Genomic DNA, 25,595 nt, shown 5'->3' with positions numbered 1-25,595 from the left:
CATGCGCGCCCGTCTGCTCTGCGATTACCGCGCCGCGTACGCCAACCCGATCCGCTTCCGTGCTGGCCAGCAGGTGACCATCGGCGTGCGCGATGAGGAATGGCCGGCCTTCGCCTGGGTCAACACCGGCGACGGCCACGCCGGCTGGGCCCCGGTGGCCTGGCTGCGCCCGCTGGGCGACGGCCAGGCCGAAGCCCTGCGCGACTACGACGCACGCGAACTCGATGCCCACCAGGGCGAGGACGTGCTGCTGCATTACGAACATGGCGGTTGGTGGTGGTCCGAGCGTGCCGATGGCATGCAGGGCTGGCTGCCGGCCGCCGACCTCGAACTCCTCGACGACACCACGCCGCCGCTGCCTGCGGCGCAAGAGAACCTGCCATGAGCGAAGCCAAGAATTTCCACCTGCCCGACCTGGGCGAAGGCCTGCCCGACGCCACCATCGTCGAATGGTTCGTCAAGGAGGGCGACAGCGTCCGCCTGGACGATCCGCTGGTCTCGATGGAGACCGCCAAGGCGGTGGTCGAGGTGCCATCGCCGTTTTCCGGCACCGTGACCAAGCTCGCCGGTGCCGCCGGCGACATCATCGTCACCGGTGCGATGCTGGCGCAGTTCGCGCTGGACGCCTCGCAGCCGCAGCGCGCCGATGGTCAGGACACCGGGCACTCGCACGGCCCTGCACCCACGCACACGCCCAGCACCGGCGACAGCGCGGCCGGCCCGACCGCACGCGTGGTCGCCTCCGACAACGGCGGCGAGATTGCCGATGCCGATTCCAGTGGCGAGAGCGAGCGCGACGACGCCGGTACCGTGGTCGGTGCGATGCAGAGCTCCAACGCGGTGCAGAGCGAACAGGCGATCGCCGTGGGCGGCGTGCGCGCGATGCCGGCCGTGCGCGCGCTGGCGCGCAAGCTGCGCGTGGACCTGGCCCAGATCCGTGCGAGCGGCCCGGATGGCACGGTGACCATGGCCGATGTGAAGCAGGCCGCCGCGGCCGGCAGCGCGCCGCTGTCTGCGCCGCGCGCCGGCGCATCGGTCACGCCGAGCAACGGCAGCAACGCGCCGGCAGCCGCGCCGCACGCCGCCGCCGGCACGCACTCGGCAAACAGCGCAGCCGGCAACGCGCAACCGCGTGCAGCGCTGTCTGCCAGCGGCAAACCGATGCGTACCCAGTCGCCCGGCGTGGTCGCCAAAGGCCAGCCGGAGCAGCTCAAGGGCGTGCGCCGCAACATGGCGCGCGTGATGGCCGATGCGCACAGCAAGGTGGTGCCGACCACGCTCAACGACGATGCCGACATCCACGCCTGGCAGCCCGGCAACGATGTCACCGTGCGGCTGGTGCGCGGCATCGTGCGAGCGTGCCAGGCGGTTCCAGCGCTCAATGCCTGGTTCGACGGCGAGGCACTCAGCCGCACCCTGCACACCCAGGTGGATATCGGCATTGCGGTGGACACCGAAGAAGGCCTGTTCGTGCCCGCACTGCGCAATGCCGACATGCTGGACGCGCACGGCATCCGCGAGAGCGTCAACCGGCTGCGCCAGCAGGTGGAAAACCGCAGCATCGCCGCCTCCGAACTCAGCGGCTACACCATCTCGCTGTCCAACTTCGGCATGTTCGCCGGCCGCTACGCCACCCCGGTGGTGGTGCCGCCATGCGTGGCCATCGTCGCCGCCGGCCGCGCACGCTACCAGCTCACTCCGGTGATGGGCGGGGTGGAAACCCACAAGGTGATGCCGCTGTCGCTGACCTTCGACCACCGCGCCGCCACCGGCGGCGAAGCTGCGCGTTTCCTGCGCGCACTGCTGGACGATCTGGCGCTGGCCAACTGACGCACGGATAGCAGAACGGCCGCGCCCACCGCTCGGTGGGCGCGGCTCGCCTTGTCGCATCCGTCCACACGCGACCGGACCCACGGTTGCGATGAACTCGCTGCTTGCGGAACCCGTGGCGGCATGGAGGCCGCAGTGGACCCTTTATTGCTTCGGATTCCGTGTCCTGCGAGCTTGAATATTGTGGACAGATCACTCGTAGAGCGGCTGACCTGCGGCCTGGCTGCAGGGTCCTTGCCCGCCCACCCTCGCAGGACACGCCGCAAGTACGTCCTTGTAGGCTCTTACGCGGCATCCATGCCGCGTAAGGTCCCGCGACGGTGGGCGGGCAAGGACCAGTCGAGATGGTCGGTGTGCGCGGTACAAGCAGCGCATGACATGCGTTGTTTCTATAGCCCAATCAATTCCCAAGACGAGCCAAGCAACAAGCAGGCTTTCATTGAAACAACCTAGAAACTTTCTGGTGCGGTGCCCTCGCCGGTTGCGGGACCCTCGGCGGCATGGATGCCGCCGAGGAGCCTCCACGGACGGATTCACGGCGTGTCCCGCAAGCGGTGAGGGCACCGCGCACTCGACGGACCAGTCTGTTGATTCAAACATCTGATCGCGCCTAAGAATCCATGGGTCGAAGTCTTGGTTGCGGTGCCACGATGGATTTGGACGATATGGGGAGATGCGCTGCCGCGCGGCGGCGCTGCGCTCTGGTTGCAGCGCCCTGCCCGCCCATCGATGCATTGCCCAGCGGCAACCCCGCATGACGTCCCACCGACCATTGCAGCGCAAATGCCTGGATAATCGGCCCATGTCATTTGCCCATCTCTCGCTGTCGCCACAGGTGCAGCCATTCTTCGATACTGCACTGGCACGCGCCGGTCACCACACCCCTACGCCGATCCAGCAGCAGGCCATTGCGCCGATGCTGCAGGGGCGCGATCTGATCGCGATGGCGCAGACCGGCTCGGGTAAGACGCTGGCCTATGCGCTGCCGCTGCTGCAGCAACGTTGCCTGGCGCCCGACACCGCGCCGCGCGTGCTCGGTGCGCTGGTGCTGGTGCCCACGCGCGAACTCGCCGCGCAGGTCGAAGACACCTTGCGCCAACTGGCCGCGCATCTGCCGCGGCGGCTCAAGATCGTGGCGGCCACCGGCGGCAGTTCGATCAATCCGCAGCTACTCGCCCTGCGTGGTGGTGCCGATATCGTGGTCGCCACGCCCGGGCGGCTGCTGGATCTGGTCGACCACAACGCGCTGCGCCTGAGCGAAGTCGCCACACTCGTGCTGGATGAAGCCGACCGTCTGCTCGAGCTGGGCTTCGGCGCCGAGCTCGATCGCATCCTGGCCTTGCTGCCGACGCAGCGCCAGAGCGTGTTGTTTTCGGCCACGTTTCCGCCCGGCATCGCCTCGCTGGCCAAGCGTCGCCTGCGCGACCCGCTACGCATCACCGTTGCCGCTACCCCGGAGGCTGCGCCTGCGATCGAACAACGCGCGATCGCCGTCGATGCCGGCCAGCGCACGCAACTGCTGCGCCACCTGCTGCAGGAGCACGGTTGGTCGCATGTGCTGGTGTTCGTCGCCAGCCGGCACACCGCCGAAAAAGTCGCCGAAAAACTCGGCAAGACCGGCATCAATGCGCAGCCGCTGCACGGCGACCTGAGCCAGGGTCGCCGCGAGCGTACGTTGCACGCCTTCAAACAGCGCGAGCTGCAGGTGCTGGTAGCCACCGACTTGGCCGGGCGCGGCATTGATATCGATGCGCTGCCGGCCGTGATCAATTACGACCTGCCGCGTTCAACAGTGGATTACACCCACCGCATCGGCCGCACTGCACGCGCCGGCGCCAGCGGCCTTGCGATCAGCTTCGTCACGGCAGAGAGCCAGCCGCAATGGCGTTTGATCGAAAAACGCCAGGGCCTGCGCGTACTGACCAGCGTGCTTGCCGGGTTCGAGCCGAGCCCCGTGACAGCAGCGCCTGCAACACAGATGCCGAAGACCGGCACGCGCGCTGCGGACGACAACGGCGGCATCAAGGGCAGGCGGCCGAGCAAGAAGGACAAGCAACGCGCCGCAGCGGCGACGCAGGCAGGCAAGCCCGACTGAAGGCGCTGCGTGACACCTGACGCGCTGTCGTCACGCCAAGGCGGACACTACGCGAAGACTCAGTCCTGCTCGAAATCCAGCTCGCCGCCCGCGGCGCTGTCGCCATCGGCACGTGGAGTCCGCTTGCCGGGCTTGCGCAGGATTTCCACGAAGAACTGCTCGCCACCTTCGCTGGTGAGCGTATTGATCGAGCGGATCAGCTCGGCCGGCGGCAGCGGCGCAGCACTGGCCTCGTCCACCCCGAAGCGCATGTCGAAGTCCCAATAATCCGCTCCTTCCGGCAAGTCCTTGCGACGCTCGCGGCGGATGTACTTGCGGATATCGTGCTTGCTGGATTCCAGCAGACGATCGCGGTTCTTGCCTTCGAGGTTGAGCTGGTAGGTCTTGCGCATGGCGACATCGGTTGAGAGCTGGCCGCCTATTGTGAGGCCACACGGCCGTTCTGGGTGAATGGCCGGGGATTCGGTGGCCGGCGGCATGGGCGCAAGCGTTTGCCTGCCTCGGCGTGGAGAACGCCACGCGCGCCCTGCGCCAGCATGGATACACGCCGCCGCTACGGCGCGACGGGCGGCCCGTCGATGCAGGCTGGCACAGGCGGGCAGGCCGCCGCCTCATGCACGACGATGGCGTGTCGCACACCTCGGCCTGCCACCTGGCTGACGATGTCGATGTGAAAGGCGTGCCCAACGTGGCCGCAGCGGTGCTGCCGCAGATGATCAAGCAACAGTCCGGCCACGTCTTCAATACTTCCTCGATCGCCGGGCGCAAGGTGTTTGGCCAGGGATTTGCGGTGTCCTCGGCAAGCAAGTTTGCAGTGACCGCATTCACCGAAGGCCTGCGGATGGAAGTCGGCAAGAAGCACAACATCCGCGTCAACCGGGCATCGTCGCAACCGAGCTTCCGGCACAGACCACCGGTGCGGAATATCAGGCCATGATGCCCGGTTATGCCGGCACGGTTCGCATGCTGGACCCGATGGATAGTGCCGACACTATCCTGTTCGCGGCGCACGCACCGTCCAACGTCAACATCGCCGAAGTCTTCGTGCTTCCGACCGACCAGGTCTGAGTCTCCGCCTCACCAGGCAAACCGCAAGGCACGGACGCGCTGTCGTCTGTGCCCTGCGCGGCGCCACGGTTCCCGCACGCCGGCCCGCCGGCCGGCTACCGGTTCCTCGCAGGCCGCGGCGGCGGCCCACGCGGGTGAACGACCTCGCGCCGCCGCCTTCGATAATGGCGGCTTGGCCGCCCTGGCCGGGCGGCATCACACGTGCTGCGTCGCTGCCCGGGTGCTACCGGAATCGGGCCGGATCTTAAACCAGATCGAATACATCGCCGGCAGGAACACCAGCGTCAGGATCGTGCCGGCCAGGGTGCCGCCGATCAGCGTATAGGCCAGCGTGCCCCAGAACACCGAATGCGTGAGCGGGATGAACGCCAGGATCGCCGCCAGCGCGGTCAGGATCACAGGGCGCGCACGCTGCACGGTGGCTTCCACCAGCGCATGGAACGGGTCCAGCCCTTCGGCCTCGTTGTGATGGATCTGCCCGATCAGGATCAGCGTGTTGCGCATCAAAATGCCCGACAACGCGATCAGGCCCACCAGCGCATTGATGCCGAACGGTTGCTGGAACAGGATCAGGGTCGGCACCACGCCGATCAGGCCGAGCGGGCTGGTCAGAAACACCATCACCATCGCCGAGATCGAACGCACCTGCAGGATGATGATCAGCAAGGTGGCCGCCAGCATGATCGGGAACAGCGGCAGCATCGCGGTGGTTGCCTTGCCGGATTCCTCGATCGAACCGGCCTCCTTGATCTGGTAACCGCTGGGCAATGTGTCGATGATCGGCTGCAGCTGCCTGGTGATCGCCGCCGAGACATCCGGCGGCTGCAGTTGGTCGTCGACATCGCCGCCCACGGTGATCGTCGGCACCCGATCGCGGCGGCGCATGATCGGCTCTTCCATCCTTACATCCACCTTGCCCACCTGCGACAGCGGCACGCGCTGGCCGTTGGTACCGGCCAGGGTGAAGTCGGCGATGCGTGCCGGATCGAAGCGCGTATCGCCAGCCGAACGCGCCATCACCTGCACGCTGCGGATATCCTCGCGCACCAACGTGACCGGCACGCCGCTGAGCAGGAACTGCAGTTGCTGCGCCACCGCGGTCGAGGTCAGCCCCACCGCCTGCAGGCGGTCCTGGTCCAGGGTGAAATGCAACGCGGGCGTGCGCGTGCCCCAGTCGGTGTTGACGGTGCGCAGCATCGGGCTGTCCTGCATGACCTGCTTGACCTGCGCGGCGATGCCACGCACCACCTGCGGGTCCGCCCCGCTGACCCGGTAGGCCACCGGGAACTGCGAGTACGGGCCGAAGGTAAGTTGGGTCACGCGTACGCGCGCTTCGGAGGCCAGGCCTTCGGCAACCGCCTTGCGCATGCGCAGCTTCAATGCGTCGCGCTCGTGCTGGTTGTCGGTACGCACCACGATCTTGGCGAACGACGGATCCGGCAACTCCGGACCCATCGCCAGGAAGAAACGCGGCGCGCCCTGGCCGATATACGCGGTGACAATCTTCGCTTCGTCCTGTTTGGCCAGCCAGGCTTCCAGCTTGGCCGTGGCCGCGCTGGTCTGGGTGATCGAGCTGCCGTACGGCAGTTGCACTTCGACCAGCACTTCAGGGCGATCGGAGATCGGGAAGAACTGCTTCTTGACGATGCCCATGCCCAGGATCGCAAGCACGAACAGGCCCACCACCGAGCCGGCCACCAACCACTTGCGCGCGATGACGCGTGCCAGCGCATTGCGGAAGCGGTTGTAGCGCGGCGTGTCGTACAGCGCGGCGTGGCCGCCTTCGATCTTCTTCAGATCCGGCAGCATCTTGACGCCCAGATAAGGCGTGAACACCACTGCCACCACCCACGACACAATCAGCGCGATCCCCACGATCCAGAACATGTTGCTGGTGTATTCGCCGGCAGTGGAGGCGGCAAAGCCGTTCGGCATGAAGCCGACCGCGGTCACCAGCGTGCCGGACAGCATCGGCGCGGCGGTATGGCTCCACGCATAGGCCGATGCGGCGACGCGGCTATAGCCTTCCTCCATCTTCACCACCATCATCTCGATCGCGATGATGGCGTCGTCCACCAGCAATCCCAGCGCCAGGATCAACGACCCCAGCGTGATGCGGTCGAAGTTCTTGCCGGTGGCCAGCATCACCACGAACACCGCCGCCAGCGTCAGCGGCACCGCGGCCGCCACCACGATACCCACGCGCCAGCCCATGCTGACGAAGCACACCAGCATCACCACCAGCAGTGCGACGAAGAACTTGGTCATGAACTCGCCCACCGACGCGTCGATGTTGACCGCCTGGTCGGTGACCTTGCTCAGGGTCATGCCCAGCGGCAGCTCGGCATTGATTGCGCCCACTTCGCTATCCAGCGACTTGCCCAGATCCAGCCCGTTCCAGCCATCGCGCATGATGATGCCCAGCAGCAACGCCGGCTCGCCGCCACTGCGGATCATGAAGGTGGACGGATCTTCGTAGCCACGTTTGACCGTGGCGATATCCGACAGTTTCAGGGTGCGGCCCTGCACCACCAGCGGGGTGTCGCGGATCTTCTGCAGGCTGTCGAGCGCGCCGTCCAGGCGAATGAACACCTGCGGCCCGCGCGTTTCCACCGAACCTGCCGCATTCAAGGCGTTCTGCGCATTGAGCGCGGCAAACACCTCCTGCGGACCAACGCCCAGCGTGGCCAGGCGCTCGTGCGAGAACTCGACAAAGATGCGCTCGGGCTGTTCGCCGATGATGTTGACCTTCTTGACGCCCGGCACGTGCAACATGCGCTGGCGCAGGCTTTCCGCATCGCGCGCAAGCAAACGTTGCGGCTCGCCCTTGGCCTTGAGCGCGAACAGTGCAAAGGTGACGTCGGCATATTCGTCGTTGACCATTGGCCCGATCACGCCGGCCGGCAGGTTGCCGACTTCGTCGCCCACTTTCTTGCGCGCCTGATAGAACTGCTCCTGCACCTGGCTGGGTGGCGTGCTGTCCAGCAAGGTCAAGGTCGTGAACGCAAGCCCGGGGCGCGTATAGGTTTCGCTGCGGTCGTACCAGCGCAGTTCCTGCAGGCGCTTTTCGAGTTTCTCGGCGACCTGGTCCTGCATTTCCTGCGGCGTGGCGCCGGGCCAGGCGGTCACGATGGTCATGACCTTGACGGTAAAGGCCGGGTCTTCGGCACGGCCAAGCTTGAGGAAGGCGACCAGGCCGGCCAGCGAAATCAGGACGATCAGGAACAGCGTGATCGAGCGCTCGCGCACCGCCAGCGCGGAAAGATTGAACCGGCCTTCGCTCACGGCTGTGCTCCTGCCGCGGCTGCGGCTTTGGCGCCGGTCGTGGCGCCGGCGGCAGGCGCAATCGTGTTGACCACCCGCACCTGCTCGCCGTCGCGCAACAGGTGCGCACCCAGTGCCACGATGCGCTCACCGCGCGCCAGCTTGCCGGCGACCGTGGCATGGTCGTCGTCCAGGCCCAGCACCGTCACCGGCCGCCAGCGCACCTTGGCCGGATTGCCGGCAATCACCCACACGCCCGGCCCCTTGCCGGCATCGAACAGCGCGGCCAGCGGCACCTGCAGCCCGGCCTGCGGGCCGGCGGCCGTGCCATCGGCGATGCGCAGGCTGACGGTGGTGCCCAGCGGCGCATCGCCCAGTGCGCCATCGAGCACGTAACGTGCCTCGAAGGTGCGGGTCAGCCGGTCGGCGCTTTCGGACAGCTGGCGCAAGGTCGCCGGCACGGTGACAGCGGCATTGCCGAACAAGGTGGCCTGCGCTACCGAGCCGACCTGCGGGCGCAGGGTTTCCGGCAACTGGATCACCGCCTCGCGGCGGCCGGCATGCGCCAGCCGCACCACCGGCTGCCCGGCCGCGACGACCTGGCCCGGTTCGACCAGCGTCTCCATCACCACGCCATCGGCGTCGGCCAGCAGGTCGGTGTAGCGGTTGGCGTTGCGCGCTACTTCGGCCTGCGCCTGGGCGGCGCTCAGCTGCGCCCTGGCGGCGTCGGCGGCGGCCTTGATCTGGTCGTAGGCCGAGGCGGAGATGGCGCCGGTGCCACGCAGATCGCGGTAGCGCGCTTCATCCTCACCCGCCTGCTGGGCGCGCGCCTGCGCGGCCGCCACCGCGTCCTGCTGCGCCCGCGCGGCGAGCTTGAGGTCGACCGGGTCGATCCGCAGCAGCGGCTGGCCACGCTTCACGCGCTGGCCGGCATCGACCAGACGCTCCTGCACCTTGCCGGCGACCCGGAACCCCAGGTCGCTCTGCACCCGGGCCGCGACCGTGCCGGAGAAGCTACGCGCCGCTGCATCGGCGTCTTCGACGATGGCCACCCGCACCAGCGGAGCCGCGGTGCGCGGATCGGAGGGGGGCGCCTTGCCGCAGGCGATCAATGCCAGCGGCAGCACACAGAAAGCGGCAGAGGTGACGAGGCGCCGAAGCATGGCAAATCCAGGAGCGAGCTGATGAAGGCTCGCATCCTGAGACTTGTGACTAAATCAGTCAATAGTCACAAACGAATTTAGGGCGATAGGCTGCGCAACACCAGGCTCGACAACAGCACCGGCACCTCGTCGGCCTGCTCCAGGCTGTGCTGCAGCAGCAGCGGGTTCATGTAAGGGCGCAGCACCATGTAAATCGCCTGCGTGGCCTCGTCCAGTGGCGTCTTGCGCTCGAAATCGCCACTTTGCCGGCCTTGCTGCAGCACATCCTGCAGCAGCGTCTGGATGCGCACTTCATAGGCGCGGACCGATTGCCAGCGCTCGGTGGCCGCCGACGTGGCGATCTCGTACAGCTTGCGATCCTGGAAGAACAGCCGGAGGCTCGCCTCGATCATTACCTTGAAAAGCCTGCGTAATTTTTCCGGCGGCTGCTCTGCCTCGTCGACTGCGGCACGCACCTCGGTCTCGATTTCGCGCAGGCAGTTGCTGCAGATCATCTCGCCGATGGCCTGCTTGGATTCGAAGAACTTGTAGATATAGGCCTTGGAGAACCCGATCGCCTTGGCCAGGTCCGAGACCGCGGTCTTCTCGTAGCCGTAGCGGCTGAAATGCTCGGTGGCCGCAATCACGATCTGATCGCGCACGTCATGGTCGGCCGGGCCGCGGCCCGAAACCGGATAGCTGGGTGTCTTGCTCATGCCGCCAGCTTAGCGCCCCGGCGCCCGACATACAAAAGTGACCATTTCGTATTATAGTCACAGCTCATTCCTGCCCGCCTGGTCTGCCATGTCCCCGTTCCGTCCTGTTGCCGTGCTTGTCGTTGCCAGCCTTGCCACGGGCTGCGCAGTCGGTCCGACCTATACCCGCCCCGCAGCGCCCCTGCCAGACCGTTACGCGGGCCAGGCGGCGGTCGAAGTGCGCCCGGCAGCGCGACCGGCCGAGCTTTCGACCTGGTGGACCGGCTTCGACGACGCGGACCTGAGCCGCTACGTCACCCAGGCGCTGGCGCAGAACCTGGACCTGGCCCAGGCCACCGCGCGCGTCACCCAGGCCCGCGCCGGTCTGACCGCCGCCACTGCCGCGCTGCTGCCCTCAGGCAACATCAGCGGCAACGCGACCCGCGCCTACCAGTCGCTGGAAACGCCGCTCGGCCAGGTGCTCAACAGCACGCCCAACTTCGACCGCTACGCCAGCACCTACGAAGCCAACCTGGGCGCGAGCTGGGAGCTGGATCTGTTCGGCGGCCTGCGTCGCGGGCGCCAGGCCGCACTGGCCGACTACCAGGCCAGCGAAGCCGGCGCCGCCGCCACCCGCCTGGCGGTGGCCGCGCAGACCGCCGATATCTACATCAGCATCCGCGGCCTGCAGGCACGGCTGGAGGTGGCGCAGCGCCAGGTCGCCACCCAGCAGGGCCTGCTGTCGATGGTGACGCTGTTGCATGGCAAGGGGCTCGCGCCGGAGTTGCAACTGCACCAGGCGCAAGGCGCGCTGGCACAGGCGCAGGCCTCGGTGCCCGGCATCGAAAGCGGCCTGGTCGCGGCGATGAACGCCCTGGACGTGATGCTGGGTGTGCCGCCTGGCACGCACCGCGCGGAACTGGCCGCCACCAAACCGATTCCGCTTGCGCCGCGGATCGCCGAGACGGGCACGCCCGGCGACCTGCTGCGGCGCCGCCCCGATCTGATCGCGGCCGAGCGCAGGCTGGCAGCGTCGAACGCGCGCATCGGCGTGGCGATGGCCGAGTACTACCCCAAATTCTCGCTCAGTGGACTGCTCGGCAGCGCCACCGCGATCTCCGGCGCCAACCTGTTCACCGGCGATGCCAGCCAGTCCGCCGGCGTGCTGGGCCTGCGCTGGCGGCTGTTCGACTTCGGCCGCATCAATGCGCAGATCGCCCAGGCCAAGGGCCAGGAAGCCGAGCAGCTGGCGGCGTATCGCCTGGCGGTCCTGCGCGCCACCGAGGACGTCGAAAATGCATTCACCGTACTGGTCAAACGCGAACAACAAGCCAGCGTGCTCGCGCAAGGCGTGGACGCACTGGGCAAGGCGCGCAACGCGTCGGCGCTGGCCTACGAAAAGGGCGTGGTCAGCCTGATCGAAGTGTTGAATGCCGACGAGCAGCTGCTGCGCGCGTCCGATGCGCAGGTGCAGGCGCGCACGGATGCCGCGCGCAGTGCGGTGGCAACCTTCAGGGCGCTGGGTGGCGGCTGGCAATCCAGCACCGCCGACGCAGTTGCGCTGCAGCAGTCGTCACCGCGCTGACGCAAGCACGGACAAGGCCGCTACCGGGCAACCGCAAACTGCGGCGCTTGCCTCATATCGGTGGGCGTCGTCTGTGCGCCAAGCGGGTCCTGCGTCTTTGGCGGAAGAAAACTCGCTGTCCTCACCGCGACCCGGGTGCGGATAACGACTGCGCATCGCCGTGCACGCGATGGCTGCTGCAGCCCGCGCAGTCGTCATGTGGTCAATCGGCGTGGAAACGGATGCCTTGATTGATCGTGCATTGATACGCCAGCACCGGCCCGCGTTGCTGCAGACCCGGCAGGTCGTACATGTAGGTGGTGAAACGCACGCTGCCATCCGGGCGCAGCTGGTAGCGCATGAACTGCTGGATCGGCTTGCCGTCGTTGGCCACGGTGAAGTGCGAACCGGAGAACGCGGCAGTGCCGTCCTCGGTGATGCGATACGCATCGATATGGCGGCCGCCACGGGTCTGCGTGACCGGCGTGCCTTCTTCGGGTGTGCAGCGGCCCAGATCGGTGGTCAGGCTGACGTCGTAACCGGATTCCAGGGCTGCGAGCACTTCCGCACGGGTATTGAGCGATTCACTGGCCCAGGCGGGCAGCGCGCAGGCGCACAGCGTGGCGAGCAGGGCAGCGGGAGCAAGACGGGGCATGGCGAACTCCAGGACTAGGGAAAGAAGCGACCTGGACTGTAATCAGCCCAGGGCCGTCAACATGACCCAGTCCTGTCTGCAACGGCGCACTGCGCTACGCATCACGCGGCATGATTGCGCTGTTTGGCGATGTCCGCGCGAGATTGCGCCGTGCGGGCTATGCCTGCGCGCGCAGAGGCCGTTTGTTGCGTGATCGGGCGCTTCTATCGCCAGAAAAAGACGAAGGAATGTCGGTCGACGACAGACGACAGACGACAGACGACAGACGACAGACGACACGAGCATTACGCAAACGTCTGATGCACGCACAAAAAAATGCTGCTACTGGCACGCGTCGACCGGAAGCAACTTTTTCAAAGAGGCATCACCCAAACCCGCGGGGCTGCGCACCTACCCTCATCCGGCGCTGGCGCGCCATCTTCTCCCGATGGGAGAAGGGTTCAAGATGCGGGGTGATGAGGCACTCTCTCGATGAGAGAAGGCTCAAACTCGCACTCGTCACAGCTTCAACTTCATACAACCATCAAGAAGCTGCAATGCAAATCCACCCAGCTACAAGCGCGCATTGACCTCGCGCGGCACCTGTTCCGGCTCCGGCTGTAACGCCGGCATCGCGCCCAGCAACAGACGGTCTGCCAGGGCACGTGTAGCCACACGCAACTCCGGCACCGCGGTGATTTCCCAATAGCGCCCGCGCAGCAGCGGGCCCACGCAATACAGCCCCGGTACGATCTGCCCGGCGCCATCGCGCACGCGCAGTTGTGCATCGGTATCCACGCCCAGGCCCAGCGGATCGGCACGTAATAGCCCCGCCTCGCGCATGCCGGCGATCAGCGGGTCGCTGGTGCGGTCGATATCGGTATCCAACCCTGTGGCGCGGACCACCGCATCGTAATGATCGGTGTGCGCGTCGGCCGATCCACGCGGGCGAATCACCGCTTCCACGCCGTCGGGCACCCAACGCGCACGCAGCAGGCGCGCTGCGACGATCTGCAGTTGCCCCGATTGCTGCAATTGCGCCAGCTGTTCCGCTGCGCCCGGCGCAACGCGGTGCCGCGCCACCTCCCAATACGGGCGCAGATGGCGCAGGAAACGCGCACGCTGCGGCAACTCCAGCCGCTGCCACAGCGGTTGCAGATGCGGGCGCAAGGCATCCACCACGCGTCGCCAGTCGTCGACCACCGCACTGAGCTGACGCACACCGCGCAGCAGGCCACGCAGGTCGGCATCCTTGAGTGCGCGCTGCAGATGCGGCGGCAATTCCAGCGCCGCACCCGGCTGGCGCAGATGCGCCTGCGGCGCAAGGCCGCGTCGCGAGATCGCCAGCAGGCGGCCACGATGCCCGCGCGTGTGCAGGGTCAATGCCACATCCACCATGGTCAGCCCGGTGCCGACGATCAGCACGTCGTCGTCCGGCGACAAGCGCGCCAAGGCATCGCCCTGCCACGGCCAGCCGATATAGCGCGGATGCACGCTCAGGCGCGGGCCGATCCCGGCCAACGCCTGCGGCTGCAGTGCGCCCACCGCCAGCACCACCCGATCGCTGTGGAAGGCATCGCCATTGGCCAGGAACACGCGAAAGCCCTTGCGCGCACGCTCCACCGCCACCGCTTCCTGCGACAGCCGCACGATCGACGCCTGCGCGCCACTGACCGCGGTATCCAGCTCGCTGCGCAGATAATCGCCATAGGCAAGACGCGGCAGGAATTCCAGCCGCCCGCTGTCGCCCAGATGCAGGGTGTCGGCGAAGGCGCCTGGCGCCTGCGCATCGATCCCCAGGTCCTTGGCACGCACGTTGAGCAGGTGCTCCGGCCGGGCGGCACCATAGGCGATGCCGCTGCCGAAGGTCTCGGTCACGCCGACCAGGGTGATACGCACCTGCGCATCGGCCGTCTGCGCCAGCGCACGGACCAGCGCGGTGCCGCAGAAGCCGGCACCGATGACGGTGATATGGGTTTCCATGTGCAACTCCCACTGAATGACCCGCACGTTGTGCCCGCAGCGCGGCGCAAACGTGTAAACAAATGGTTAGCGGCGAGCAATCGAAAACGCATGAGCTGATCATGCTTGGTGATGAGGCTTGTGTCGCAAGCGGCGTGCGGACGGCATTGCACAAAGATGACAGCGCACGCGGCCGCAGCCAGGTGTCGGTGCATGGCCCCCAACCTGGCTCGCAGCGCAGCGCTGCGCACCGCGATTTAGGGTGGCTGACAACACGTAGCGAACAATCGCTCGGGGCGTGTGGACGGCGCTCAAAACCTGAGTGTACGAGTGGCACATGGCAATTCCGAGCACCGGCCGCGCGCGCCTGGGGATGAGCGCAGTAGATCGCCAGCCCGCTACGCGCGGTGGCCGGCGCGTCGTTGGCAGAAGCGGTGGAAGTTGTGGAACGGACAGCAGACATTGCGATGCTGCGTTCAACACTGTAACGGTACCGAGCACCGCGTCATGACCGGGCTGCTCGATAATGTCGGTTTCCGATTGAGTGTCCGCCATGTCCATTTCCGCAGCATCCACGCAAATCTCGCCGCGCAATCAACGCGTGCTGATCGCAGGCGGCAGCCGTGGCATCGGCCTGGCGATTGCCGAAGCGTTCGTGCACAACGGCGCGCAGGTCTCGCTGTGCGCACGCAATGCCGATGGCCTGGCACAGGCCGCCCACGCGTTGGCGCCTCATGGAGCCCCGGTACACACCTTCGCCTGCGACCTGTCGGACGCTGCGCAGATCGAGGCCTATGTGCAGGCCGCAGTGCAGGCACTGAATGGCCTGGACGTGGTGATCAACAACGCCTCCGGCTATGGACACGGCAACGACGACGCAAGCTGGCAAGCCGGCCTGGACGTGGATCTGATGGCCGCAGTGCGCTGCAATCGCGCCGCACTGCCGCATCTGCGCAACAGCGATGCGGCAGTGATCCTCAATATCAGCTCGATCAATGCGCAACGCCCCACATCACGTGCGATCGCCTATTCCACCGCCAAGGCGGCGCTCAATTACTACACCACCACGCTGGCCGCCGAGCTCGCACGCGAGCGTATCCGCGTCAACGCAATCGCTCCAGGCTCTATCGAGTTTCCGGACGGGCTATGGGCCCGCCGCCGCGATCAAGAACCGGAGCTGTATGCCCGCATCCGCGACAGCATCCCGTTCGGGGGATTCGGTCAAGTGCAGCACATCGCCGATGCGGCGTTGTTTCTCGCATCGCCGCAAGCACGCTGGATCACCGGGCAAATACTGGCGGTGGATGGCGGGCAGTCGTTGGGGGTGTGAGCGGAGTATTTATGCTGGCGAACATGTCGATCCGCTGCACGCCAACCCGTAGGAGCGTGCCTGCGCGCGATGAAGCTTTATCGGTAACGCCTCGTCGCGCGCAGGCACGCTCCTACGAATAGCAGACAAGCAGTTTCTCCCTCTGCAACGCCCTCGCGACGACGGGGCGGGTGCTAATGGATGGTGGGCAGTCGTTGGGAGTGTGAGCGGGGATTTGTGCTGGCGAACACGCCGGTCCGCTGCGCGCGAACCTGTAGGAGCGTGCCCGCGCGCGACGAGGCTTTATCGGTAACGCCCCGTCGCGCGCAGGCACGCTCCTACGAACAACAGACAAGCAGTTTCTCCCTCTGCAATGCCCTCGCGACGACGGGCAGGTGCTGATGAAGGGTGGGCAGTCGTTGGGAGTGTGAGCACGTTATTTGTGCTGGCGGAGATGCCGATCCGCTGCGCGTGAACCTGTAGGAGCGTGCCTGCGCGCGATGAAGCTTTACCGGTAACGCCCCGTCGCGCGCAGGCACGCTCCTACGATACGGCGGCGCCTCACCTCTATCCGGCTGCCTCGCGACGAGGCGATGAGGCGGCGTTAGCCAACCAACTCCGCAGCCTCGACGCTGTGCTCGCCACGCGCCGGTGCCAGCGCGGCGCTCACCATGGCGGCGGCGATGCGTTCGGCCGGGTTGATGCGGAAGCGGCGTGGTAGCAGTGGGCCGAGCGCGCCCAGCACGAGGCTGCCGATGTGTTCGCCGGTGCGCCGCTGCTCGCGTTCGCCGCCGATCAGGCCCGGGCGCACGAAGGTGAGCGAGGGGAAGCCGACCGCGCGCAGGTCGCGTTCCAGTTCGCCCTTGACGCGGTTGTAGAAGATGCGCGAGTGCGCATCGGCACCGGCCGCCGAATTCAGCACGAACACCGAGGTACCCTGCGCGCAGGCGGCGCGTGCCAGCGCCATCGGGTAGTCGTGATCGATGCGGTAGAACGCCTCGCGCGAACCGGCCTGCTTCATCGTGCTGCCCAGGGCGCAGATGGCCGCTTCCATGCGCGGCGCGATCCAGTGCTCCAGGCGCTCGAAATCGATCACCTGGTTGCGCAGCTTGGGATGGATCTGCGACAGCGGCCGGCGCGTGATCGCCACCACGCCGGTACAGCGCGCGTCGGCCAGCAGCTGTTGCAAAACATGTCCGCCGACCAGACCGGTGGCCCCTGCCAGCAGCACGTCCATCAGACCGCCCCTGCCATCAGCGTGCGCCCTCGGAGACGATGCGTGCGCTGCTGGCGATGCGATCGCGCTCCACCGCCAGCAAGGTCAGCGAGTGCGCCGGCGCCTTCCATTCGCTGCCACCGGCCACCACGCGGCCGCCATGGCGTGCAGTGTCGACCAGCACGCGCCAATGTTCGTCGTGCATCGCAGGCAGCGTGAACGACACGCTGGTAGAGGCGGCGTTGATCAGCATCAGCAAGGTCACGTTGGCGGCGATCTCGCGCAGACCGGTGGTCGGCGAGCGGCCATCCAGGCGCAGCATCAGCGCGCGTGCTTCCGGATCGTGCCAGCCGGCTTCGTCCATCTCGTGGCCGTCCGGTGCCAGCCAGGTGAGATCCTTCAGGCCCAGCGCTTCGTCGAACTTGCCGTCGAAGAAGCGGGCGCGATGCAGCAGCGGATAACGCTGGCGGATGCGGATCAACCGCCGCACGAATGCAGCCTGATCGGCGGCAGCGGCCTTGGTGGCGGCAGTCCAGTCGATCCAGGTCAGTTCGTTGTCCTGGCAATACGCGTTGTTGTTGCCGTTCTGGCTGTGGCCGAACTCGTCGCCGGCCAGCAGCATCGGCGTGCCCTGCGACAGCAACAACGTGGCCAGCAGGTTGCGCATCTGCTGACGGCGCAGCTGCTTGATGGCCGGGTCGTTGGTGTCGCCTTCGACGCCGTAATTGGCCGAGATATTGTGGTCGCTGCCGTCCCTGCCCTCTTCGCCGTTGGCGAAGTTGTGCTTGCCTTCGTAGCTGACCAGATCGCGCAGGGTGAAGCCGTCGTGCGCGGTGACGAAGTTGACCGACGCAGTGGGGCGGCGGCCGCTATGGTTGAACAGGTCGGCCGAGCCGGTCAGGCGCGTGGCCAGTTCGGCCAGCTGACCACCGTCGCCACGCCAGAACGCGCGCACGTTGTCGCGGAACTTGTCGTTCCATTCCACCCAGCCCGGCGGGAAGTTGCCGACCTGGTAACCGCCCGGGCCGATGTCCCACGGCTCGGCGATCAGCTTGGTCTGGCTCAGTACCGGGTCCTGGCGCACCGCATCGAGAAAGCTGCCCGACGGATCGAAGCCATAGCGCTCGCGGCCGAGGATGCTGGCCAGGTCGAAGCGGAAGCCGTCGACATGCATTTCCTGCACCCAGTAGCGCAGCGAGTCCATCACCATGCGCAACGCGCCGACGTTGGTCAGGTCGAAGGTGTTACCGGTGCCGGTGTCGTTGATGTAGAAGCGGCGATCGTCGGCCAGGCGGTAGTAGCTGGCGTTGTCGATGCCCTTGAACGACAGCGTCGGCCCCAGCTCGTTGCCTTCGGCAGTGTGGTTGTAGACCACGTCCAGCAGCACTTCCAGCCCCGCATGATGCAGGCGCGCCACCATCTGCTTGAACTCGGCCACGGTGCGCGTGGACATGTAGCGCGCCTGCGGCGCGAAGAAGCCCAGCGTGTTGTAGCCCCAGTAATTGCGCAGGCCTTTTTCCAGCAGGTATTGGTCGTCGACGAAGGCGTGAACCGGGAGCAGCTCCACCGCGGTGACGCCGAGCGAGCTGATATGGTCGATCAGCTCATCGGTCTTCAGGGCCGAGAAGGTGCCGCGATTTTCCGGCGGCACTGCCGGATGCAGCATGCTCAGCCCGCGCACGTGCGCTTCGTAGATCACCGTACGGTTCCACGGCGTCTGCGGCGGGCGGTCCTGGCCCCAGGTGAAGGCCGGGTCGATCACCGCCGATTTGGGCATGAACGCGGCGCTGTCGCGACGGTCGAAGCTCAGATCCTTGTCGCGGTGGCCGATGGTGTAGCCGAACAGATGCGGCGCCCATTTGAGCTCGCCGACGATCTGCTTGGCATACGGGTCCAGCAGCAGCTTGTTGTGGTTGAAGCGGTGCCCGGCCTCGGGCGCATAAGGTCCGTGCACGCGGTAGCCGTACAGCTGGCCGGGGCGTGCGTCGGGCAGATAGCCGTGCCAGACCTCGTCGGTGTATTCGGGCAGCGCCAGGCGCTCCTGCTCGCGGCCACGCTCGTCGAACAGGCACAGTTCCACCCGGGTGGCGTTGCGCGAGTACAGCGCGAAGTTGACCCCCAGGCCATCCCAGGTGGCGCCGAGCGGATTGGGACGGCCTTCGCGAATGCGCGAGCGCTGAGTGAACTTGCGGGTGGCCATCGGTAACTCCTGAGAACGGTGAACTCAAAACGCTGAGCGAATGCGGGTGCCTGTGTGCCTGGGCACGCTCACCCTGGCACGGCACAGCCTGCAGGGTGAACCATGCAAGGTGACAGATGCACCGTTACTGGCGTGCAGTCACCGGCGGGCCGGCCTGTTCGGCGGCGCGCTCTTCGGCATCCACCAGCCGTTCGGCCATGGCCCAATGCCGATCTGCGTGGCCGTCCGGGCGGCCTTCGGCCTCCCAGATCTCCTGTGCCAACTGGCGAAGCCGCGCTTGCCGTTCCGTGTCGTTCATTGCTTACGTTCTCTTAGGGGGTCAACAACACTGCCACTGGCGCACGTGCAAACAGCGTGGATATCGCCACGCGGCCGCCTTGCGGCTGCAGTGTGCTGCCATCGAGCACATTACGATACGTGGCGTGCGGCAATGCCAACGACGCCTGACCCCAGTTGGCCGGCGGCACCAGCAGCGGCAGATCACCATCGCCCTGGTTGCCGGCACCCAGCCGCGTGACTGCCACCACCAGCGACTGGCCGCGGTACTGGCGGCGGAACGCCAGCACCTGCGCATCGCCGCTGACCGCGACGGTCAAGGGCTGATAGTCGCCCTTCGCAAACAGCGACGGATGTTCAGCACGCAGCTGCAACAGCAGTGCGGTGAGACGTGCCTTGACTGCGCCATCGCGCCAGCTGCGCAGCAGCGTGTTCCAGTCGCGCGCCTGCGCCAGCCACTGCTGGCGCTGCGCGTAGTCGACCGGGCGGCGGTTGTCCGGGTCCACCAGCGACAGATCCCAGCCTTCGGTGCCCTGGTACAGGTCGGGCACGCCCGGCACGGTCAGGCGCAGCGTGGTCTGCACCAGCGCATTGCGCGCGCCGGCCGCGGCGATGTGGTTGCTGGCGCGCAGCAGCGCCCGCCGCAGCGGCAACCCGGCGCGGCTGCACAGCACCTGCTCCACGGTGGCCTGCACGGCCTGCTCGTAGGCCGGCGAGCCATCGGTCCAGCTGGTGTGTAGCTTGGCTTCGCGCACCGCCTTGAGCAGCCACTGCGCAATGCGCTCGGCGTACTCGGCCAGCGGTTCGGTCTGGTCGGCGCCCAGGCCGATCGGCCAGGCGGCCACCAGGGTCTGCCAGAGCATCTGCTGGTCGCCACCGGCCAAGGCCGGCGAGTCCAGCGTCTCGGTCAAGGCATCGAACTGGCTGCTCTGCTCGATCCACCAGCGCGGTTGCTCGGACAGCACCGCCAGCCGCATGCGCAGATCTTCGCCGCGCTTGTGGTCGTGCGTGGCGGTGGCCAGCAACGCGCGCGGGAAGTGCTTGGCGCGCTCGAGATTCTGCGCGTGGAACTCGGCCGCCTCGTTGGCGAAGTGGGTCGGATGGCTGCCGACCTCGTTGCGCGACAGCAGCACGCCATGCCGATAGAACGCGGTGTCTTCCACCGACTTGGCATTGAGCGGTGCGGACAACTGCTCCACGCGACGACGCAGAATGCGCCGCAAGGCGACCTGCGCGCGGTCGGCGCCGGCATCGTCGAGCAGCCAGCGCTCGATCGCATCGACCGCCGCAACGATCGACTCCGGCATGCCCTCGCGCGCACGCGCGGCGGTGGCGCGCAAGCGCTCGGCTTCGCTGCCGGTCACGCCCTTGGCACCGGCGTAGGTGCGGTACACCGGAAACCAGCGCAGCAACACGCACAGGCCGCGCGCCAGCATCTGCGGGCTGAACTCGCGCGTGGGCGGGTCCAGTCGCGCCAGTGCCGACAACGCACCGACGGCGCGATTGAATTCGGTCTGCAGCGGGCCGCGCAGGATCTCGTCGCGTGCGCTGCGCTCTTCCTGTGCGAAATCGCCACTGCGCCCGCTCACCTTTTGCCAGGCACGCGCCAATGGCTTGAAGCCGGCCGGGTCATGCAGCACGCCGCCGACCTGGTCCATGAAGTCGTAGCCGGTGGTGCCATCGCAGGGCCAGTCGGCCGGCAAGGCTTCGCCGGGCGCCAGGATCTTTTCCAGATACAACCCCAGCGTGCCGGGCTTGAGTCCACGCGTGCGGCCGGCCGCATCCAGCCGGCTGCGCAGCTTGCGCACATAGCCGGTGGGGTCGGTGAGCCCGTCCACATGGTCGATGCGCAAGCCATCCAGATGGCCTTCGGCCACCAGCCGCAGCGGCAGCGCATGCACCGCGTCGAACACCGCCGGCAGCTCCACGCGCAGAGCCACCAACGAGGTGATATCGAAGAAACGACGGTAGTTGAGCATGTCGTTGCCCACCCGCCACCAGTTCAGGCGGTACGGCTGGCGCTCGATCAGCTTGTGCAGGCGGCCATCGCCGCGCTTGGCGCCGTCGTTATAGTCGCGCAGCCATTGCGCACGTGCGGCCTTTTCCGGCACTTCCAGTGTCTGCGGACGGATCGGGTAACGCTGGTCGTAATGCGCCAGAGCCGCGCTGCCGTCGTCCTCCACCACCAGCGTGATCAGGCCTTCGGCCAGTGCGGTGGCATACGGGCGGTCCAGCACCGCCAGCCACAACTTGCCGTCGCGCCCGGGCGCGCGCCAGTCGATGTCGAACCAGTCGGCATGCTTGGCGCTGCGGCCATTGCGCAGCACATCCCACCACCATGCGTTGTCCGCATGCGTGGCCATGTGGTTGGGCACGATGTCGGCGATCAGGCCCATGCCGTGCTCGCGCGCGGCCTGCGACAGGGCGATCAGCGCGTCTTCGCCGCCGAGTTCGGGATTGACCACGGTCGGGTCGATATTGTCGTAGCCGTGCGTCGAGCCCGGCACCGCAGTGCCGATCGGCGACAGGTACAGATGGCTGATGCCGAGGCCGGCGTAATACGGCACCTGCGCGAGCGCATCGTGCAGGGTGAAGCCGACATGCAGCTGCAGGCGGGCGGTGGCGCGAAGTTCGATCATGGATGCGGTTCCGAAACGGCCGCGACGCGACGCGCCTCGGCAAAGCCCTGCAGCGCCGTACTCAGGCGCGCATGCGGCAAGGGATCGGGCAGGCGTCGACGCCAGTTGGGATGGACCTCGACGGTGCCCGGCAGATTGGGTTGTTCTTCCAGCGCCAGCGCGTCTTCCACCGGCAGCAAGGCCAGGGGCGAGACGCTGGTGGCGGTGAAGCGCAGCGCGCCCAGCAGCGGGTCGTCCGCCGCGGTCAGGCCGGCGTGTTCGACCGCCGCATCCAGGCGTGCCAGATCCTTGCTGCGCGCGGTGGCGTCATCGCTGGCCTGCGCGGGCTGGATCAGTTCCAGCTTGCGTCGCCAGTCGATATCGCGGCCTTCGCGCCAGCCGGTCAGGGTGGGCAGATCGTGCGTGGTGGTGGTGGCCACCGCATCCGGCCGCCACAGCGCTGGCGAGACGAAGGCGCCATCGTCGTCGCGGGTGAACATCAACACATCGATGCCCATCACCCCGCGCCGGGACAGTTCCTCGCGGATGCCCGGAGGCACCACGCCGAGGTCCTCGCCGATCACGATCGCCCGGTGCCGCCATGATTCCAGCGCGAGCAGGTTGAGCAGATCGTGCAGCGGATAGGCCAGATACGCACCTTCGTTGGAGCTGGCGCCTTCCGGCACCACCCACAGCCGCAACAGCCCCAGGATATGGTCGATGCGGATGCCGCCGCGGTCGCGCAGCACTGCGCGCAACAGTGCGATATACGGCGCATAGCCGCTACGCCGCAATGCGGTGGGCGAATACGCACCGATGCCCCAGTGCTGGCCGTCGGCATTGAAGGCGTCCGGCGGCGCGCCCAGCACCAGGCCGCGCAGCACGGTGTCGGCGGCGGCCGCGGCTTCGGCGCCATTGGGATCGAAGCCGACGGCCAGATCGGCGATCAAACCGATCTTCATGCCGCGCTCGTGCGCCTCGCGTTGCGCATCGGACCAGCTGCGCGCCGCCAGCCATTGCGTGAACACGTGCAGCTGCGGATCGCCGTCGCCGAAATCCTGCGCGGCAAACCGTGCAAAGCCCTCCAGCGCCTCGCCGCCCTCGCTGCGGAAGGCAGCCAGATCGGGATGATCGGCGGGCACGCGGGTGTAGAGATGGCGCAGCAGCTGCCACTTGGCCTGCGCCGAGGCCGGCCAGTCGATCAGGGCGCTGTGGTGCAGCGTATCGAAGCGCTCGCGCAGGCCGGGCACCTGGTTGATCGCTTCCAGTGCAAGCTCACCCAATATGCGCACCGGTGCGGCATGCAGGGGATCGAGAAAACGCCGGTCGCTGGGCGAATACGGGCTGTAGCCGCCGGTGACCGGGCGCGCGGCATGCACCGGGCTCAGGGCCAGGGCATCGGCGCCGGCCAGTGCGGCATGCCGCACCCATTCCACCGTGCCGGATGCGTCGCCGATGCCGGCGTCGTCGATGCTGCGTGCCGAATACACCTGCAGCGCCATGCCCCAGGCACGCGGTGCCGGCAGGCCGCAGGCGTCGGCCACGCTGAAGCAGCGTTGCGGGGCGACCGCAACCTGCTGGGTCAGGCTGCCGATCTGCAGCGTCCAGTAGCCGAAACGCTGCGGCGCACGCACCTGCCCCTGCGCATCGGCATGCGCCGGCTCGCTGGCGCCGCTGTCGTCCAGCCAGCGGCCGCTGGCATTGGCGGAAACCGACGCCGGCAGCAACCCGGCCACCTGCACGGTCAGCAGCGGCGCCGGCTCGGTGGCGTGCGCCTTGCAGCGACGCAGGCTGTCTTCGCGCTGCGCAGCGGTGCCGGCAGGCAGTTCCAGCGCGGTGAGCACCGCATGCAGCGATTGGTCGGACACCTGCCGTGGCTGGTCGCTGGCATCCACCCAGTCCACCATCACCCCGGCCGCGCCGGCCAGCGCATGTAGATCGCTCCTGCTCAGATCGCGGGTACTCATGCGCGCGCCTCGTGCCAGGCGATGAAGCCATCGACCGGCAACTGCTGCGCATCGGCAGCGACGTTTTCGACATGCGCGACGCGGCCGCGCAGCGGCGGCATCGGCACCGCCGAAGCGCCGACGTTGAAGGCGATATGCCACAGCCCGTCGGGCAGCTCCCAGCTGGCGGTCACCGCGCCGTCGGCCAGCACGCTGGCGCCTACCGCGCGTGCCTGTGCAAGCCCCGGTACCAGCCACTGGCGACGCACGCCCAGCAGCGCCTTGAACCAGGCTGTCCACTGCACGCCTTCGCCCTGCGCGGCGTCTTCGATCGGCGAACGCGAGGCGGCGAAGGTATCGTGGCTGTTCGGATCGGGAATGGTGGCGCGCTGCGCTTCGTCGGCGAATGCGGCGAAATGCGCGAATTCACGACGGCGCCCTTCGCGCACCGCATCGTCCAGCGGCGGGCCGAAGTCGGTGAAGAACAGGAACGGCTGCGTGGCGCCCCACGGCTCGCCCATGAAGAACAGCGGAATCATCGGCGTCAGCGTGGTCAGCGCCAGCGCAGCACGCAGGCGTTGCGGCGAGACCAGCACGCTCAGCCGCTCGCCGCGCGCACGGTTGCCGATCTGGTCGTGGTTCTGCGCAAAGACCACGAACTTGTGCGGCGGCAGCGCCCCGCTGGGCTCGCCACGCACATGCCCGCGCGGGTCCGGCTCGCCCTGGTAGGCGAAGCCTTCGCCGAGCACGCGCGCCAGGTGTTCGGTGGGCTTGTCGGCGAATGCGGCGTAATAGCCTTCCTCTTCGCCGGTCAGCAGCACGTGCAGGGCGTTGTGGAAATCGTCGTCCCACTGCGCGGTGTAGCCGCGTTGCAGCTGCGACGCCTGGTTGGCCTCGTTTTCCAGCACCAGATGCACATGGCGGCCGGCCGGCAGGCTGGCCTGCACGGTCTGCCGCAAGGTATCCAGGAAGGCGTTCGGGGTGATCGCATGCACCGCATCCAGGCGCAGGCCGTCGAAGCCGTATTCGTGCAGCCACATCAGCGCATTGTCGAGAAAGTAACGCTGCACCTGCGGCTTGCGGAAATCGATCGCCGCGCCCCATGGGGTGGGCTTGTCCTCGTTGAAGAACGGGGCGGCATAGCTGTGCAGATAATTGCCGTCCGGGCCGAAGTGGTTATAGACCACGTCCAGCAACACCATCAGGCCGTGTCCGTGCGCGGCGTCGATCAGCGCCTTCAATTGGTCCGGCGTGCCATAGGCTTCTACCGGTGCATACGGCAGCACGCCGTCGTAGCCCCAGTTGTGCGCGCCCGGAAATGCGCTCAGCGGCATCAGCTCGATCGCGGTGATGCCCATCGCCGCCAGCTGCGGCAGTTGCGCCTGCACACCGGCATAGCCGCCGCAGGTGCCGACGTGCAGTTCGTAGATCACCGCCTCGCCCCACGGCCGTCCCTGCCACTGGCTGTTCTGCCAGGCGTAGCCATCGCTGCGCTGCACGGCGCTGGGGCCGTGCACGCCCTCGGGCTGCCAGCGCGAGGCCGGATCCGGCACCGGTTCGCCGCCATCGACGCTGTAGCGATAGCGCGCATCCGCCGCGCATTCGATCACCGCGCTGAAGAAGCCATCCTGCGCGGCCTGCAACGCGATGCGCGCGCCGTCGTCGAAGACCACTTCCACGCTTTTGGCATCCGGTGCCCAGAGCGCGAAGCGCACCTGTCCCTCACCCGCTGGCCATGCACCCCATGCCGGCGTGGTGTCGTTGCGCTCGTTCATT

General features: G+C 67.3%; 19 protein-coding genes and 1 other RNA gene. 7 read left to right on the top strand and 13 right to left on the bottom strand.

Going from position 1 to position 25,595, the window contains the following annotated elements; genetic code table 11:
- Window position 1 precedes the first annotated feature (1 nt).
- The 3 genes from AC06DU_RS02240 to AC06DU_RS02230 all read left to right on the top strand — a co-directional run bounded on the left by AC06DU_RS02240 (window position 2) and on the right by AC06DU_RS02230 (window position 3,925).
- Window positions 2-385 (top strand): SH3 domain-containing protein, encoded by a 384-nt coding sequence (locus AC06DU_RS02240; RefSeq protein WP_016901649.1) that lies wholly within the window; start codon window positions 2-4, stop codon window positions 383-385.
- Window positions 382-1,830, top strand: a complete 1,449-nt coding sequence (locus AC06DU_RS02235) for a dihydrolipoamide acetyltransferase family protein (RefSeq protein ID WP_478203441.1) — start codon at window positions 382-384, stop codon at window positions 1,828-1,830. Before AC06DU_RS02240 ends, AC06DU_RS02235 begins: the two co-directional genes overlap by 4 nt.
- A gap of 802 nt (window positions 1,831-2,632) precedes the next feature.
- On the top strand, window positions 2,633-3,925 hold the full coding sequence (locus tag AC06DU_RS02230) for a DEAD/DEAH box helicase (protein ID WP_478203440.1): 1,293 nt from the start codon (window positions 2,633-2,635) through the stop codon (window positions 3,923-3,925).
- Between the two features lie 59 nt (window positions 3,926-3,984).
- On the opposite strand, the gene AC06DU_RS02225 is transcribed toward AC06DU_RS02230, so the two are convergent.
- Window positions 3,985-4,317, bottom strand: coding sequence for a DUF6172 family protein (locus AC06DU_RS02225; RefSeq protein WP_478203438.1), 333 nt, complete (start codon window positions 4,315-4,317; stop codon window positions 3,985-3,987).
- A gap of 113 nt (window positions 4,318-4,430) precedes the next feature.
- Here AC06DU_RS02225 and AC06DU_RS02220 point away from each other — a divergent pair, with 113 nt between their 5' ends.
- Complete coding sequence (locus AC06DU_RS02220; protein ID WP_205408467.1) at window positions 4,431-4,862, top strand: SDR family oxidoreductase; 432 nt, start codon at window positions 4,431-4,433, stop codon at window positions 4,860-4,862.
- A complete protein-coding gene (locus tag AC06DU_RS02215; protein ID WP_255419557.1) occupies window positions 4,859-4,993 on the top strand; it encodes a hypothetical protein in 135 nt (44 codons plus the stop codon). Before AC06DU_RS02220 ends, AC06DU_RS02215 begins: the two co-directional genes overlap by 4 nt.
- Before the next feature lie 195 nt (window positions 4,994-5,188).
- On the opposite strand, the gene AC06DU_RS02210 is transcribed toward AC06DU_RS02215, so the two are convergent.
- The 3 genes from AC06DU_RS02210 to AC06DU_RS02200 form a co-directional block, all read right to left on the bottom strand.
- Complete coding sequence (locus AC06DU_RS02210; protein ID WP_478203436.1) at window positions 5,189-8,278, bottom strand: efflux RND transporter permease subunit; 3,090 nt, start codon at window positions 8,276-8,278, stop codon at window positions 5,189-5,191.
- Window positions 8,275-9,420: an efflux RND transporter periplasmic adaptor subunit gene (locus AC06DU_RS02205; protein ID WP_478203434.1), complete on the bottom strand. Its 1,146-nt coding sequence runs from the start codon at window positions 9,418-9,420 to the stop codon at window positions 8,275-8,277. Before AC06DU_RS02205 ends, AC06DU_RS02210 begins: the two co-directional genes overlap by 4 nt.
- A 77-nt stretch (window positions 9,421-9,497) precedes the next feature.
- The gene (locus AC06DU_RS02200; protein ID WP_016901656.1) at window positions 9,498-10,115 is read right to left on the bottom strand and encodes a TetR/AcrR family transcriptional regulator; all 618 of its coding nucleotides are present in this window, start codon (window positions 10,113-10,115) and stop codon (window positions 9,498-9,500) included.
- 88 nt (window positions 10,116-10,203) lie between these two features.
- On the opposite strand from AC06DU_RS02200, the gene AC06DU_RS02195 reads away from it, so the two are divergent.
- Window positions 10,204-11,679, top strand: coding sequence for an efflux transporter outer membrane subunit (locus AC06DU_RS02195; protein ID WP_478203433.1), 1,476 nt, complete (start codon window positions 10,204-10,206; stop codon window positions 11,677-11,679).
- A 202-nt stretch (window positions 11,680-11,881) separates the two neighbouring features.
- Here AC06DU_RS02195 and AC06DU_RS02190 read toward each other — a convergent pair whose 3' ends face one another.
- The 3 genes from AC06DU_RS02190 to AC06DU_RS02180 all read right to left on the bottom strand — a co-directional run bounded on the left by AC06DU_RS02190 (window position 11,882) and on the right by AC06DU_RS02180 (window position 14,593).
- A complete protein-coding gene (locus AC06DU_RS02190; protein WP_024938233.1) occupies window positions 11,882-12,313 on the bottom strand; it encodes a VirK family protein in 432 nt (143 codons plus the stop codon).
- 552 nt (window positions 12,314-12,865) lie between these two features.
- Complete coding sequence (locus AC06DU_RS02185; RefSeq protein WP_478203432.1) at window positions 12,866-14,275, bottom strand: FAD/NAD(P)-binding protein; 1,410 nt, start codon at window positions 14,273-14,275, stop codon at window positions 12,866-12,868.
- A 243-nt stretch (window positions 14,276-14,518) separates the two neighbouring features.
- Window positions 14,519-14,593, bottom strand: a non-coding RNA gene (locus AC06DU_RS02180) — sX9 sRNA.
- 214 nt (window positions 14,594-14,807) lie between these two features.
- On the opposite strand from AC06DU_RS02180, the gene AC06DU_RS02175 reads away from it, so the two are divergent.
- A complete protein-coding gene (locus AC06DU_RS02175; RefSeq protein ID WP_478203431.1) occupies window positions 14,808-15,584 on the top strand; it encodes an SDR family NAD(P)-dependent oxidoreductase in 777 nt (258 codons plus the stop codon).
- Between the two features lie 583 nt (window positions 15,585-16,167).
- Here AC06DU_RS02175 and AC06DU_RS02170 read toward each other — a convergent pair.
- The 6 genes from AC06DU_RS02170 to treZ all read right to left on the bottom strand — a co-directional run bounded on the left by AC06DU_RS02170 (window position 16,168) and on the right by treZ (window position 25,594).
- Window positions 16,168-16,800: an NAD(P)H-binding protein gene (locus AC06DU_RS02170; protein ID WP_478203430.1), complete on the bottom strand. Its 633-nt coding sequence runs from the start codon at window positions 16,798-16,800 to the stop codon at window positions 16,168-16,170.
- Window positions 16,801-16,816: 16 nt separating this feature from the next.
- Window positions 16,817-18,979 carry a glycogen debranching protein GlgX gene (gene glgX / locus AC06DU_RS02165; protein WP_016901662.1) on the bottom strand — a complete coding sequence of 721 codons (2,163 nt, stop codon included), beginning with the start codon at window positions 18,977-18,979 and terminating at the stop codon, window positions 16,817-16,819.
- Between the two features lie 124 nt (window positions 18,980-19,103).
- Complete coding sequence (locus AC06DU_RS02160; protein ID WP_005993048.1) at window positions 19,104-19,277, bottom strand: DUF2934 domain-containing protein; 174 nt, start codon at window positions 19,275-19,277, stop codon at window positions 19,104-19,106.
- A 13-nt stretch (window positions 19,278-19,290) separates the two neighbouring features.
- Window positions 19,291-21,894, bottom strand: a complete 2,604-nt coding sequence (treY, locus tag AC06DU_RS02155) for a malto-oligosyltrehalose synthase (protein ID WP_478203428.1) — start codon at window positions 21,892-21,894, stop codon at window positions 19,291-19,293.
- Window positions 21,891-23,840: a 4-alpha-glucanotransferase gene (malQ, locus tag AC06DU_RS02150; protein WP_478203427.1), complete on the bottom strand. Its 1,950-nt coding sequence runs from the start codon at window positions 23,838-23,840 to the stop codon at window positions 21,891-21,893. The genes treY and malQ overlap by 4 nt, the downstream gene beginning before the upstream one ends.
- Window positions 23,837-25,594: a malto-oligosyltrehalose trehalohydrolase gene (gene treZ, locus AC06DU_RS02145; protein ID WP_102580303.1), complete on the bottom strand. Its 1,758-nt coding sequence runs from the start codon at window positions 25,592-25,594 to the stop codon at window positions 23,837-23,839. The genes malQ and treZ overlap by 4 nt, the downstream gene beginning before the upstream one ends.
- Window position 25,595: the final 1 nt, after the last annotated feature.

Source organism: Xanthomonas sp. NCPPB 3200 (genome assembly GCF_056393585.1).
Note: the sequence above shows the minus strand (reverse complement) of the source record. Positions and strands in the feature narration are given on the sequence as shown.

Coding starts and splice junctions, on each gene's coding strand:
- AC06DU_RS02240 (WP_016901649.1), top strand. CDS start 2: ATGCGCGCCCGTCTGCTCTGCGATTACCGCGCCGCGTACGCCAACCCG.
- AC06DU_RS02235 (WP_478203441.1), top strand. CDS start 382: ATGAGCGAAGCCAAGAATTTCCACCTGCCCGACCTGGGCGAAGGCCTG.
- AC06DU_RS02230 (WP_478203440.1), top strand. CDS start 2,633: ATGTCATTTGCCCATCTCTCGCTGTCGCCACAGGTGCAGCCATTCTTC.
- AC06DU_RS02225 (WP_478203438.1), bottom strand. CDS start 4,317: ATGCGCAAGACCTACCAGCTCAACCTCGAAGGCAAGAACCGCGATCGT.
- AC06DU_RS02215 (WP_255419557.1), top strand. CDS start 4,859: ATGATGCCCGGTTATGCCGGCACGGTTCGCATGCTGGACCCGATGGAT.
- AC06DU_RS02205 (WP_478203434.1), bottom strand. CDS start 9,420: ATGCTTCGGCGCCTCGTCACCTCTGCCGCTTTCTGTGTGCTGCCGCTG.
- AC06DU_RS02200 (WP_016901656.1), bottom strand. CDS start 10,115: ATGAGCAAGACACCCAGCTATCCGGTTTCGGGCCGCGGCCCGGCCGAC.
- AC06DU_RS02195 (WP_478203433.1), top strand. CDS start 10,204: ATGTCCCCGTTCCGTCCTGTTGCCGTGCTTGTCGTTGCCAGCCTTGCC.
- AC06DU_RS02190 (WP_024938233.1), bottom strand. CDS start 12,313: ATGCCCCGTCTTGCTCCCGCTGCCCTGCTCGCCACGCTGTGCGCCTGC.
- AC06DU_RS02185 (WP_478203432.1), bottom strand. CDS start 14,275: ATGGAAACCCATATCACCGTCATCGGTGCCGGCTTCTGCGGCACCGCG.
- AC06DU_RS02175 (WP_478203431.1), top strand. CDS start 14,808: ATGTCCATTTCCGCAGCATCCACGCAAATCTCGCCGCGCAATCAACGC.
- AC06DU_RS02170 (WP_478203430.1), bottom strand. CDS start 16,800: ATGGACGTGCTGCTGGCAGGGGCCACCGGTCTGGTCGGCGGACATGTT.
- glgX (WP_016901662.1), bottom strand. CDS start 18,979: ATGGCCACCCGCAAGTTCACTCAGCGCTCGCGCATTCGCGAAGGCCGT.
- AC06DU_RS02160 (WP_005993048.1), bottom strand. CDS start 19,277: ATGAACGACACGGAACGGCAAGCGCGGCTTCGCCAGTTGGCACAGGAG.
- treY (WP_478203428.1), bottom strand. CDS start 21,894: ATGATCGAACTTCGCGCCACCGCCCGCCTGCAGCTGCATGTCGGCTTC.
- malQ (WP_478203427.1), bottom strand. CDS start 23,840: ATGAGTACCCGCGATCTGAGCAGGAGCGATCTACATGCGCTGGCCGGC.
- treZ (WP_102580303.1), bottom strand. CDS start 25,594: ATGAACGAGCGCAACGACACCACGCCGGCATGGGGTGCATGGCCAGCG.